A 12,902-nucleotide genomic window follows, 5' to 3' on the forward strand; every position below is an offset into this window, starting at 1 on the left:
TGGCATCGCTGCCGGGCGCGCGGGGGCTCGTCAATAGTCGGGCAACACGAGGTCGTCGCGCAGGTCGCGGCCGATGAAGTAATCGGCGATCGCCGGAATGCGCAGCAGGCGCGTCACCCAGTCACGCACGAGCACGCCGGGCGCGGTCTTCGGCGCGAACGACGAGGCGAATCGCACCGCGGCCGCCTGTTTGCCGGCGAGGAAGGGCCGCAGCAGCGTTTCATGGCGCGCGAACGCGGTGGCGATGTCGCCGCCGCAGCGGTCGAGTTCGCCGGCGAGCACGTAGGCTTCGACCATCGCCAGGCCGGTGCCTTCTCCGGCGAGCAGCGACACGCAGGCGGCCGCATCGCCGAGCAACGCGACGCGCCCCTTCGTCCACGCCGGCATGCGGATCTGGCTGACGCGATCGAAATACACCTCGCCGGCGCCGGCCATCGCGTCGAGGATCGCCGGACATTCCCAGCCGACGTCGGCGAACACGTTGGTGAGCACGCGCTTGCGCTCGGCGTCGTCCGACGGCTCGCGCTCGCGCAAGTGCTCATCGGCGAACACGAACAGGAACAGGCTGCGGTCGTCGCGCATCGCGAAGCGCGAGACCTGCCGGCCGGCGACGCCGTGGCTGACGTAGGTGAGTTCGTCGCGCGGCCGATAACCGATCGCGTCGAACGCGGCGACGTGGTAGCCGAGCGAGACCTCGGCGACGTCGTCGGCGCCGAACGCGAGCGCGCGCACGCGCGAGTGCAAGCCGTCGGCTCCGACGACGACGTCGACGTCGCGCGCATCGCCGCGCTCGAAGTGCACGCGCGCGCCGCCCGGGCCGTCCTCGATCGACGCGATCGAATCGCCGAAGCGGGTCTCGACCGCGTCGCCGAGCGCGCCGAAGATCGTCGCCGCGAGGTCGCTGCGGCGCAGGCTCGTGAAGCGGTCGTGGGTGAGGTGCCTGAATACCTCGACGTCGAAGCCGCCGCGGCGGCGCCCGTGTGCGTCGACGTAGCGCACCTCGCGCACGGGATAGCCGAGTGCGCGCAGATCCGGCACGAGGCCCATCTTCTCGGCGATGTCATAGCCGAGGCCCCAGAAGTCGACCACATAGCCGCCCTCGCGCACGGCTGGCGCGCGTTCGACGAGGATGACCTCGTGCCCGGCGCGCTGCAGCCACCAGGCGAGGGTCGGTCCGGCGATGCCGGCTCCGTTGATCGCGACGCGCATGCGGATCGCCCGGCGGCGGTACACGCCGGCGAGTATTCGGGTGCGCGCGCAACCTCGCGTGAACGCGGGGCTGATGCGGCCCCTGCATGCGAGGGCCGCCAACGCTTCGTCGCACCAGCGTCTCGGTTCGTCGATGCGCATGATGGGAACGACCACCGCGTCCCGTCTGCGATGGGCGGCGGCACACGGCGGCGCGATCGCGCCGATCCGTGCTGCGCCGCGACCACAGGGGGCAACATGCGCATCCTCGATCATTCCGGCGCCGCGGTGGCGGCGCTCGTCGCGTTCCTCACGTTCGCGGGCGCCGCCGGCGCGCGCGAGCACGACCTCATCCTGCGCGACGGCTTCGACGCCGGCTCGCTCCAACCGGCGAGCCGCGGCGAGGCCGCGCGCTTCCTCACCCAGGCGACGTTCGGGCCGAGCGAAGCGGCGATCGACGAACTCGCCGACAGCGACTACGACCGCTGGATCGACCAGCAGATCGCGCTGCCCGCGACCTACGCGCTGCCGTACATGCGCAGCGTCGAAGGCGTGACCGACCCGCTCGCGCACCTGCCGTTCCATCGTTATCGCCAGGCGTGGTTCGTCGCCGCCGCGAGCGCGCCCGACCAGCTGCGCCAGCGCGTCGCGTTCGCGCTGAGCGAGATCCTCGTCGTGTCCGAACGCGGCAACACGCTCGGTGACGACGGCCTCGCGCTCGGCGCCTACCACGACATCCTCGTGCGCGACGCGTTCGGCACCTACCGGCAACTGCTCGAGGACGTCACGCTGTCGCCCGCGATGGGCCGGTATCTCAGCATGTACCGCAACCGCAAGCCCGATGCGGCGAACAACATCCAGGCCGACGAGAACTACGCGCGCGAGGTGATGCAGCTGTTCTCGATCGGCCTCGTCAAGCTCAATCCCGACGGCTCGCCGGTGCTCGTCAATGGCGCGACGGTGCCGACCTACGACGGCAGCGTGGTGCGCGCGCTCGCACGCGTGTTCACCGGCTGGGCCTGCCATTGCGCGGCCGGCCAGGACTGCAGCGCCGACCCGTTCGTGGTCGAGACATTCACCTGCAGCACCGAACATTCGATGGTGCCGTACGAGGCGTACCACGATCGCGACGAGAAGCGCCTGTTCGACGGCATCGTGCTCGGCGCCGGGCGCGACGCACGCAGCGACCTCGCGTCCGCGCTCGATGCGCTCGCGCAGCATCCGAACGTCGGCCCGTTCCTCGGCCGCCAGCTGATCCAGCGGCTGGTGACGAGCAACCCATCGCCCGCCTACGTCGCGCGCGTCGCCCAGGTGTTCGCCGACGACGGCCACGGCGTGCGCGGCAATCTCGGCGCGGTCGTGCGCGCGATCCTGCTCGACCCGGAGGCGCGCGTCGGCCATCGCCTCGCGCCGGCGACGTTCGGCAAGGTGCGCGAGCCGCTGCTGCGCGTGACCGCGCTGTGGCGCGCGTTCGACGTGACCTGGCAGAGCGACACGCTGTTCCCCGACGATCGCGAGATCCATGAGTCGCACAACCAGTCGCCGCTGTATTCGCCGTCGGTGTTCAACTTCTTCTCGCCGCGCCACGCGCCGGCGGGCACGCTCGCCGGCGCCGGCCTCGTCGCGCCGGAGATGCAGATCGTCTCGGCCAACTTCGCGATCCGCCTCGCCAACGACGTCGACGGCCGCGTGTTCTACGGCTACGCCGGCGGCGAACTCGAAGAGGTCGACCCCGGCGTGCGCGTGCTGCACCTCGAGCGCTGGCGTACGTGGCTCGCGACGACGGGCAGCGGCGCATTGATCGGGCGCCTCGACGAGCTCCTGCTCGGAGGCGGCATGTCGCCCGCATTGCGCCAGCTCATCGCGACGCGCCTCGCCGCGATCCCGGCGAGCGACACGCTCGCGCGCGTGCAGAACGCGGCGTACCTCATCGCCACCTCCCCCGAATTCGCGACGCAGCGCTGAAGGAGCCCGTCATGTCCCACGATCCCCGTTGCGGCGCACGCCGTCGTTTCCTGCGCAACAGCCTCGCCGCGCTCGCCGGCGGCTACGGCTTCTTCGGCGCACCAGCGAGCCTCTCGCTGCTCAATCGCGTCTGGGCGCAGGGCGCCGGCGACGACTACAGGGCGCTGGTCTGCGTGTTCCTGCTCGGCGGCAACGATGGGCACAACCTCGTGGTGCCGCGCGGCGCGGAGTACGCGCTGTACGCGCAGCGCCGGCGTGGGCTCACGCTGCCGCAGGCCTCGCTGTTGCCGCTCTCGCCGCAGGGCTGGGGCGGCTACCCGGTCGGCCTGCACCCGGCGATGCCCGAGATGGCGCAGCTGTTCGGGCAGGGGCGGCTCGCGATCCTCGGCAGCGTCGGCGCGCTGCTGCAGCCGGTCACGCGCGAGGAGCACCAGAACGGCAGCGTGCCGCTGCCGCCGCAACTGTTCTCGCACAACGACCAGCAGGATTTCTGGCAGAACCTCGAGGTGCGTTCGAGCGCCGACCCGACCCCGGTATCGGGCTGGGGCGGCCGCCTCGCCGACCTCGTGCACGCGAGCTACAACGCGGACGCCACGCTGTCGATGAACCTCTCGCTCGCCGGCACGAATGCGTTCCAGACCGGCCACGTGCTGCAGTCGATCGGCGTCGACACCGGCGAGATCCGCGCGATCCGCAGCCGCGATCCGGACGCCGCAGCGGCGTTCCAGTCCTTCCTCGCGACGCCGCAGTCGAATGCGCTTGCCGACGAGTACCGGCGCACGACGCGGCGCGCGATCGACGACTATGCTACGCTCGCGACCGCGCTCGATGGCGTCCCGCCGCTCACGACGCCTTTCCCGCCGCCGCCCGAGGTCGGCGCGCCGGCGGCCGACCGCTTCGCGTTCGCGCTCGGCAGCCAGCTGCGCCGCGCCGCCGAACTCATCGCCGCGCGCGCGACCCTTCGCCATCGCCGCCAGGTGTTCTTCTGTTCGCTCGGCGGCTTCGACACGCACGACGCGCAGATGAGCGACCAGCCGCAACTGCTCGCCGGTCTCTCGCGCGCGCTCGCCGCGTTCGACGCGGCGACGCGCGAACTCGGCGTCGACCCGTCGGTGACGACCTTCGTCGCGAGCGAGTTCGGACGCTCGCTCACGAGCAACGGCGACGGCTCGGACCACAGCTGGGGCAACCACCTGTTCGTGCTCGGTGGCGGCGTGCGCGGCGGGCGCATCTATGGTTCGATGCCCGACCTCGCCGCGGCGAGCGCCGATTTCACCTGGGACGGCCACCTGCTTCCGCGCATCGCGGTCGACCAGTACGGCGCGACGCTCGCGCGCTGGTTCGGCGTGACCGACGCGACCGCGCTCGACACGATCTTCCCGAATCTGCATGCGTTCGCGCAGGGCGACCTCGGGTTCATGCAGGCGTGAGGCGTTCGCTCCGCACCCGGCGGCACGCGCATGCGCGCGTACCGCCCTACGCGCAAACCGAACGCTCCGCGGTGGATGCGGTGGTACCGCAACATGCATGATGCGATGCGCGTCGTGCGTGCGGCGGCGTTGCCAAGGGCGTGGCGCGGGGATACCGTCACGGGTGCGGCAGGTTGCGCTTGCGCTCCCGTCGCTGGCAATCCTGACGGGTAGACGGCCATGGCGAACGAAGCGAGCACACCATCCTCGAATGCCGACTGGAACGTCGCCGGCGTGCAGACCGCGACCGGCGTCGACGGGCGCGCGCGCGTGGAGGTGCTCGTGCGCGGACGGTATACCGGCAATGTCGATCGCGGCCATGGCGTCGACCAGTTGCGTGTCGCGGTGTGGGACGACGGGCAGGAGATGGATTTCAAGGTCGTCGACATCGCGCTCGGCACGACCGCGGCGCTGAGCGTGCGGCTCGGTTTCGACGGGCGCTACGCGGAAGTCGCCGATGGTATCGGCATCGTCGTCACCACGGGTTCGGATGCGGGCGGCGAGCACGTGTTCCATCTTGATCCGTTCTTCCCCGCGAAGGGTTGAAGCCTCGCAGCGCCTCGCTCGCGCGACGCGGGAGTCGCACGGGCGCACGCGTGCGATTGCCCGCGAATCGCCGCATGTGCGCCTTTCGAGGGTTGCAGCCCTGCGCGATGCTGGGCGGCCGAAACCAAGGAGCTGCATGATGATCCTGCCCCTCGCCTTCACCGCCGCCCTGTCGTTCGCGCCGCTCGCGGCCAAACTGCCTGCGGACCAGAAGCCGTTCGAGTGCTCGCGTTGCGCGGCCTGGAACGAGCGCGTCGAGCCGTACCGGCTCGCGGAGAACACCTGGTATGTCGGCACGAAGGGGCTCTCCTCGGTGCTCGTCGTGGACGATGAAGGGCTCGTGCTCATCGATGGCGGCTTGCCACAATCGGCGGCCGTCATCCTCGACAACGTGCGCAAGGCGGGCTTCGATCCGAGGCGCATCCGCTGGATCCTCAATTCGCACGCGCATTTCGACCACGCCGGCGGCATCGCGGCCCTCGCGCGCCTCACCGGTGCCGCGGTCGCGGCCGGGCGCGATGGCGTGGTCGCGCTGACGCGCGCGCCGTACCATCCGGACGACCCGCAGGCGGGTTTCGGTGTGGCCTCCCGCTATCCATCGGTGAAGCACGTGCGCGCAATCGACAACGGCGACACGATCACGGTCGGCCATACGACGATCACCGCGGTCGCATCGCCCGGCCACGCGCCCGGCGGCATGAGCTGGCGCTGGAAGTCGTGCCACGATGGCACGTGCCGCGACGTCGTCTACCTCGACAGCCTCAATCCGGTATCGACCGACGCGTATCGCTTCAGCGACCACCCCGCTGTCGTCGCCGCACTGCGCGCGAGCGCGGACCGGCTCGCCGCGCTGCCGTGCGACGTGGCGATGGCCGCGCATCCCGATCAGTTGCCCACGCCCAAGGACGCGGCGACGACGCCGTGTGCGGCGTATGCGCAGGAGGGACGCGAGAACCTGCGCAAGCGGCTGGAGAAGGAAGACGCGAAGTAGGGCCCATGAGCATCGGGGCTTCCGCCGCTCGCACGGACGCCCTGCGACACCCGCTGTATGAGCGCACCCTGTGCGCGACCGTCGCGCCTCGGTGCATCGCGACGCTGCGGTCGCCCACAGGGTGGGCTCCTACAAGACGCACGGCGATGAGCTTCGCGGCAGACGGTTGCTCCCACAGCACGCGGCGCGAGGTGGGCGCTTCGATTCCGCCCGCTGCGCGGGCTGCGCTCAGCGCGAACGGAGATTGGCGGTGTCGCGCGCCTGTTGCAATCGCGCTGCGAGTGCCTGCAAGTCCTCGTCAGGCAAGTCCGTGAGCGACGATGCGAGGCGCGCGAGGCGTTCCTCGCGCGATTCCTCGCGCGCCGCGGCCGGGCGCAGGAACCAGGCGGCGATGAAACCCGTGTAGATGCCGGCGAGACCGACGCCGGCGACCATCAGCCCTGCCGCGAGGATGCGGCCCTCGGTCGTGACCGGGTAGTGGTCGCCGTAGCCGACCGTCGTGATCGTCGCCATCGTCCACCACAGCGCGTCCTCGGCGGTCCGGATGTTCGCCTCCGGCACGTCTTCGAACTGCAGGATGCCGATGCTCGCGAGCACGATCAGCAGCAGGCCGATGAGCACGGCCGCGAGCATCGCGCTGTTCGCGCGCCGCTCGAGGATGAATGCGGCGATGATCTTCGCCGAGCGGATCGCGCGCAGGACGCGGAGCACGCGCAGCACGCGCGCCATGCGCGCGACGCGCAGGTAGTCGATCGACGGGACGCACGAGAGCAGGTCGATCCAGCCCCAGCGGATGAAGTAGCGCCAGCGATCGTCCGCCTTCCACAGCGTGACGAGGAAGTCGACGAAGAACAACGCGCACAGCACGTCGTCCGCGACGTCGAGCAGCCGCCGCGTTTCGGCGCTCATCGGCAGCACGACGCTCGCGGCGAGGACGAGCAGGGCGAATACGCTGAGCGCGAGCACGAAGAGGAGATACGGTGTGTTCCTGCTCGACGAGTCGTCCACGGAGGCCACCAAAGATCGCGCCGCGTGAATCTTCACACGAATGCGCCGCGATGCGCCCGCCGGTATCGCAGGGCGGGACGTCGCAACGCCCCGTCCATGAATCCGCTGGGTTGGGCGCAGCGGCGCGACGCATCAAATGGATGCGATGCGCGCGGCCGCGAGTCCCATTGCCGCCACCACGCCAGCGGCGGCACGCGCATCCGCGCGTACCGCCCTACGACATCTGCTTCCGCTTCCGCCCTGTCCGGGGGGCCCTTACAGGCGGGAGCCGCCGTCATCGCCATACCGGAAGATCACGTCCGTATACGCGCCCATGTCGGCACGGTACTCCCCACCGGTCGGCGGGAGCGGGTAGTCATCGAGGTACGCCGGCACGTAGTTGAAAGGCGCACCCGTACCGACCAGCCCCGGGACGTTGCCGAAGCGGTAGTCGCCCGCGGCAGGGTCGAGGAACATCGGATCGAGCTGTACGACCTCCTCGGTCGTGACCGCCGCACCCGGCGCGATGAGGTCGACGTCGGAGGAGGCGACCGTCGACGGCACGTCGAAGCGCAGGCTCGCCGGCGTGTTGCCCCAGGCGATCACGCCGCTCACGTCGTAAGTCGCCGCCGAGCCCGTTGCCGCGATGCCCCCACCGGTGCCCACCGCCGTGTTCGAGGCGACCGTCGTCAGGTTGACGATCGACGTATATCCACCCGAGATGACGAGGTAGGCGCCTCCGCCATCGCTGCCGCTGGTGTTGTCGACGATCAGCGACGAGGCGATTCCGATCGCGCCCATGTCCGGCGGCGCCGACGCCGCGATGTAGATGCCGCCGCCGTTGCCGCTCGCATGGTTGTTGCGCACGATCAGCTGGTACAGGGATACCTCGTAGGCCGACTCGGTACCGTAGTTCACCTGCAAGCCGGCTCCGACATCGGCATTGCCGTTCTGCAGCACCATGCGCCTGAGATACACGAACGCGTGCGGTCGCTTGACCACGAGCACGCCACCGACGCCCCCGGCGTCGAGCACGGTGGTCGGCGGACCGGACGGCCGCCCGCCACAGTGCGGATTCCATGAGGCCATGATGTCGAGCTTCGCCGTCGTCGTGAGCGCCTCGCTCCGGAACGGCGTACCACCGGTCGCGAAGGTGCCGGGCCCGATCGCAATGACGCTGTCCTCGTCGACGTAGGCGCCACCGTCGGACACCTGCGCGAGTGCGTCGCGCAACTCGTCCGCCGTCGTCGCGCAAAGAAAGGCGGCGTCCGCGTCGCGCGATGGATGGGCGAGTGCGAGCAGCCCGATCATGAGGGCGCCCCGGCGGCCTCGGATGGAAAGGGCGGAACGCATGCGGACCTCGGCGGTCGTGGGGATCGTCCGCGCGATGGTATCAAGCGACAGCGCGGCGCCGGCCCCCCGGCCTTCCGCGCCGCTGCGTCCCACCCTGCAAGGGGCGTGCGCTCGATGACGCGCGGGTCGGGCCTGGATCCGGCGCTTCGCGCCTACATGTCCGGCCGATCCGCGCCGCCGTTCTGCGCCGGGTCGACGATCGTGATGCGACCGTCGGCGACCTTCCACAGGTGCGTCTCCGACGCGAGCATGATCGGCCATGGGTAGGTCAGGCTGGTGTAGACATGCGTCGGCGCCGGCAGGTCCGACAGCACGATCGTTGCCATGAGTGCCTTGAGCTCCCCGCCGTCCGGCATTTTCCTGCCCGTGTCGAAATCGAGGCAGGCCTTCGAGTACGGCTCGAACGCGAGCATGGTTCCGCCATCGGCGGAGACGCGAACACGCGCGTGCCCACCCAGCGGAACGATGTGGGGATCGTCGGTCGCGGAGAGGACGTAGACATCCATCGTCCCGCCTTCGGCGGGCAGCACGACGGTGTTGCGCGTCCCGCCGCAGACGTTCGGCGCGGCCTCGAGCGCGGTGGCTCGCGCGCGGACCTGTCGAAGTTCCTCCGCGTCCGGCTCACGCGCGGGATCCAGCACCGCCACGGGCGCGGAATGGCTCATGTCGACGTCACCGAGGACGCGCCAATGCCCATGGTCCTCGCCGAGGAACGAAACGCGAACCAGGCCGTCGCGCCCGGTCACCGCATAGCTGACGCGCGGCACGGAGCGGCCGTCGAGGGCCGTGGTGAAGGCATCCGAGGCATGCCAGACGAACTGGTCCTGTCGATGGATGGCGCGACCCGTCGCCGTGATCGCTGCGATCGCTTGCAGCTCTTCCGGCGATGCAGGCTGCGGCTGCCACTTCGACGTGCGGTCGGCCTGGCCGTCGCGCAACCCGCCAGCACGGCGACGAGGGTGATGACCGCACACCGGCGCAGCACGCGGCCCGTCATGACGGTCACGGATGCATTGTCGTATACGCTCCCCATTTTCGCCGACCTCCCCTCAACGGAACCGCCGTTATATCCGAACGCGCCGCGCGCGGACCAGTTCCCTACGTATACCATGGCGCATCCGGCGCTTCGCGCCGCGAGCCGCCCTGCGAGGCGGACGATGCGATCTCGTCATCGGGCCGAGGCGCTGCGTCGCAGGCGCGTGGCCAGCCATGGCGGCAGGGTACGATCGGCGCGCAGCGCGGCGATCGCCGTATCGGCACCGGTCGCGTCGGCGCCTTTGCAACGCGCGTCGAGGAGCCACCAGGCGAGCCACCAGTCGCGGTCGGCGGGTTCCGGCGATGGCGGCGGCACCGCCGACGGTACCGTGCAGTCGCCGGCATCGGCGGCGAGCAACGCGCGCGTGATGCACAGGTGGCGGGTGAATGGCGTGCGCGACTCGATATCGCTGCAGGTGGGCGGCTGGTAACGCTGCAGCAGGTCTTTCGCCGCCGGATCGCCGCGCTCGAACAGCATGACGCCGAGCACGCCCGCGACCCAGGTCGTGCGCGAACGCTGTTCCTGCGGCAGCGCTTCCTGCATGGCCCATGCTTCCCGCGCCGACTGCAGCGCGGCGTCGCGCTCGCCGGCTTCGTCGCGCGCGACCGCGAGCTGGCCGAGCATGTTCACGCGCTGCGGATGCGGTGCGCTGCCGAGGGCCCGTTCGACCAGCGGCAACAGGCGCTCGTACTCGCGTGCCGATGCAGCCGGCCCCTTCCACACGCGCAGCAGCGACGCGCGGTTGCCCATCGTCTGCAGGGTCTGCGGATGCAGCGGGCCGTAGATCGCCTCGCTACGCTCGATCGCGCGCTGCATCGTCGCCTCGGCCTCGTCGTAGCGACCGAGGCGATGCAGCATGAGCGCGAGGTCGTTGAGGATCACCGCCATCTTCGGATGCGCCGGCGCGATGCGTCGTTGCGCGGCCTCGGCCTGCTTCAGGACGCCGAGCGCATCCGCGGTGCGCCCCTGGTGGTGCAGGCTCGTGGCGAGCGCGCACAGCGCGTCCGGATGGATCGGCTCATCGGTCGCGTTCGCCTCGGCGATCCGCTGCAGCGCGTCGCGCGCGATGCGTTCGGCCTCCGCACTGTGGCCGGCCTCGACCTGCATCTCCGCGCTGCGCACCTCGAGGTAGATGCGTTCGGGCCGCGTCGGCGCGAGGCCGGCGGCGATCGCCGCGGCGTCCGCCTCGTGCAATCGCCGCAAGGCCTCGACCGGATCGCCGCGCTCGAACGCGAGCATGCCGCGATCGCCGATCGCGACTGCCCATTTCGCATCGGGCACGCCATTGCGCGCGAACGCGGCCAGCGCATCGTCGAGCGAGGCCTGCGCGTCGTCGAGCAGGCCGCGTTCGAGCTGCACGCGGCCGATCATGCCGAGCATCTCGCCGAGCACGAGCGGGCGCGCGCCGAACTCGCGGCGCACGCGCGCGGCGCCGTTGCGGAGCAGCGTCGAAGCCGTCGGGTCCTTGCCCTGGGCGATGTCGGGATTGGCCGCGGCGAACAGGTCGAGCACGAAGTCCTTGATCGCGGTGGCCCGCGCGGCCTGCACGCGCGCATGGTGCGCCTGCCACGACGTCCCCGCGATGCCCGCAGCCACGGCGATCACGAGCGCGACGCCCGCGGCGACACCGAGGCGGTGCCGCGCGACGAACTTGCGCACGCGATAGGCGCGACCGGGCGCGGTCGCAAGCACCGGCCGGCCCGCGAGCCAGCGATGGAGATCGGCGATGAGTGCGTCGACGGTGCCATAGCGCCGCGCCGGGTCGGCGTCGAGCGACTTGATGAGCACGCGGTCGAGGTCGTCGCGCAACGCGCGCCGGTGGCGCGCACCGGCGGCACTGCCGGCGGCGACGCGCGAGGGCAAGGTCACGTCCGCAGTACCGGTCGCCGCCCGCGGCGGGCATCCGGTCAGCAGGCGATAGAGCAACGCGCCGAGGCCGTGGATGTCGGTCGCGGTGGTCGGCGATCCGTCGGTGAACTGTTCGGGCGCGGCGTACTGCGGCGTCAGCGCGCGCCACCCGGAGCGCGTCGCCGCATCGGCCTGGTCGGTCAGGCGCGCGATGCCGAAGTCGAGCAGCCTGACCTGCCCGTGCGCATCGACGAGCACGTTGGAGGGTTTGAGGTCGCGATGGATGACGAGGTTGCGATGCGCGGCCGCGACCGCCGCGGCGACCTGCAGGAACAGCATCACGACCTGGTGCGTATCGAGCGCATGGCGATCGCACCACGCATCGATGTGCTCGCCCTCGACGAGCGGCATCGTCAACCACGGCGTGCCGTCCTCGGCGACGCCGGCGTCGAGCAGGCCGACGATGTGCGGATGGGCGAGGCGCGCGAGGATGTCGGTCTCGCGGCGGAACCGCTCGGCGCCGTCGCGGCTCAGGCTCGCGACCGTGAGCAGCTTGAGCGCGGCGGTCTGTTCCGCCGCCCCGTCCACGCGGCGCACGCGATAGATGACGGCCATGCCGCCGCGGCCGAGCTCGCCGTCGATTTCCCACACGCCGAAGCGGCGACCGTGCATGGCCGAGCCAGCGTCCGCGCCCGCGGGCGGCAACCACCGCGCGAGCGCGTCGCCCGCATCGATCCAGGCGTGCGCGCGCCCGCTGCTGTCGAGCAGGCGCTGCAGGCGCTCGCGCACGTCGGCGGGAACCGCGAGCGTCGCGAACCGTGCGGCGCGCTGCGCGGCATCGAGGTCAAGCATTCCGGCGAACAGGCGGTCCGCCTCCAGCCATGCACGGCGGTCCGCGGCGTCCATGGCTCAGGGCAGCTGCGCGAGCAGCAACGCGCGCGCGCGTTGCCAGTCACGGTTGACGCTGCGCAGCGAGCGCCCGCTCGTCTCGGCGAGTTGTTCGAGCGTGAGGCCGGCGAACACGCGCATCTCGATCAGCTCGCGCGCGCCGGCGTCGATCGCGTCGACGCGGTCCAGTGCGGCATCGATGTCGAGCAGCTCGGGGGCGTCCGCGGCGATGCCCTCGGCATGCGCGAGCGGCTCGGCCGCCTGGCCCGCGCCGCGCTTGACCGCGCCGCGCGCGCGCGAGCGATCGACGAGGATCTGGCGCATCGCGCGCGCCGCGCAGGCGAAGAAGTGGTGGCGGTCGGCGAGATCGAGCCTGCGCGCGTCGACGAGCTTGAGGTAGGCCTCGTGGACCAGCGCGGTCGCACTCAGCGTGTGCTCGCCCGCGTGTGCCGACAAACGCGAGGCGGCCAGCGAGCGCAGCGTCGTGTATACGCGTTCGAATACCGCATCGAGCGAACGCCCATCGCCCGACTGGGCCGCATGCAGCAGTTCGGTGATGTCGCCCATCCGATCGACCCGAAGCGGCCGGCAAGGGCGATATCGTAGCGGATCGCTGCGAGGTATTCGCGTG

10 protein-coding genes are annotated in these 12,902 nt (G+C 71.0%); 4 read left to right on the plus strand and 6 right to left on the minus strand.

Annotation, left to right across the window (positions count from 1 at the left end; genetic code table 11):
• Positions 1-30 precede the first annotated feature (30 nt).
• On the minus strand, positions 31-1,209 hold the full coding sequence (locus EV148_RS01610) for an FAD-binding domain (protein WP_131992473.1): 1,179 nt from the start codon (positions 1,207-1,209) through the stop codon (positions 31-33).
• Positions 1,210-1,446: 237 nt separating this feature from the next.
• On the opposite strand from EV148_RS01610, the gene EV148_RS01615 reads away from it, so the two are divergent.
• The 4 genes from EV148_RS01615 to bla all read left to right on the plus strand — a co-directional run bounded on the left by EV148_RS01615 (position 1,447) and on the right by bla (position 6,159).
• Positions 1,447-3,153: a DUF1800 domain-containing protein gene (locus EV148_RS01615; protein ID WP_158287266.1), complete on the plus strand. Its 1,707-nt coding sequence runs from the start codon at positions 1,447-1,449 to the stop codon at positions 3,151-3,153.
• A gap of 11 nt (positions 3,154-3,164) precedes the next feature.
• On the plus strand, positions 3,165-4,583 hold the full coding sequence (locus EV148_RS01620) for a DUF1501 domain-containing protein (RefSeq protein ID WP_131992479.1): 1,419 nt from the start codon (positions 3,165-3,167) through the stop codon (positions 4,581-4,583).
• Positions 4,584-4,802: 219 nt separating this feature from the next.
• Positions 4,803-5,168 (plus strand): hypothetical protein, encoded by a 366-nt coding sequence (locus tag EV148_RS01625; RefSeq protein ID WP_131992482.1) that lies wholly within the window; start codon positions 4,803-4,805, stop codon positions 5,166-5,168.
• A gap of 136 nt (positions 5,169-5,304) precedes the next feature.
• Complete coding sequence (gene bla, locus EV148_RS01630; RefSeq protein ID WP_158287267.1) at positions 5,305-6,159, plus strand: subclass B3 metallo-beta-lactamase; 855 nt, start codon at positions 5,305-5,307, stop codon at positions 6,157-6,159.
• Between the two features lie 228 nt (positions 6,160-6,387).
• On the opposite strand, the gene EV148_RS01635 is transcribed toward bla, so the two are convergent.
• From EV148_RS01635 to EV148_RS01655, 5 genes are all read right to left on the minus strand, one after another.
• The gene (locus EV148_RS01635) at positions 6,388-7,167 is read right to left on the minus strand and encodes a potassium channel family protein (protein ID WP_199222692.1); all 780 of its coding nucleotides are present in this window, start codon (positions 7,165-7,167) and stop codon (positions 6,388-6,390) included.
• A gap of 255 nt (positions 7,168-7,422) precedes the next feature.
• Positions 7,423-8,457 (minus strand): hypothetical protein, encoded by a 1,035-nt coding sequence (locus EV148_RS01640; protein WP_131992488.1) that lies wholly within the window; start codon positions 8,455-8,457, stop codon positions 7,423-7,425.
• 194 nt (positions 8,458-8,651) lie between these two features.
• Positions 8,652-9,437, minus strand: a complete 786-nt coding sequence (locus tag EV148_RS01645) for a hypothetical protein (RefSeq protein ID WP_131992491.1) — start codon at positions 9,435-9,437, stop codon at positions 8,652-8,654.
• 230 nt (positions 9,438-9,667) lie between these two features.
• Complete coding sequence (locus tag EV148_RS01650; protein WP_131992494.1) at positions 9,668-12,289, minus strand: serine/threonine-protein kinase; 2,622 nt, start codon at positions 12,287-12,289, stop codon at positions 9,668-9,670.
• Between the two features lie 3 nt (positions 12,290-12,292).
• Positions 12,293-12,838 carry an ECF-type sigma factor gene (locus tag EV148_RS01655; RefSeq protein ID WP_158287268.1) on the minus strand — a complete coding sequence of 182 codons (546 nt, stop codon included), beginning with the start codon at positions 12,836-12,838 and terminating at the stop codon, positions 12,293-12,295.
• Positions 12,839-12,902 lie beyond the last annotated feature (64 nt).

Origin of the sequence: Dokdonella fugitiva (assembly GCF_004342425.1) — a bacterium.
GTDB lineage: Bacteria > Pseudomonadota > Gammaproteobacteria > Xanthomonadales > Rhodanobacteraceae > Dokdonella_A > Dokdonella_A fugitiva.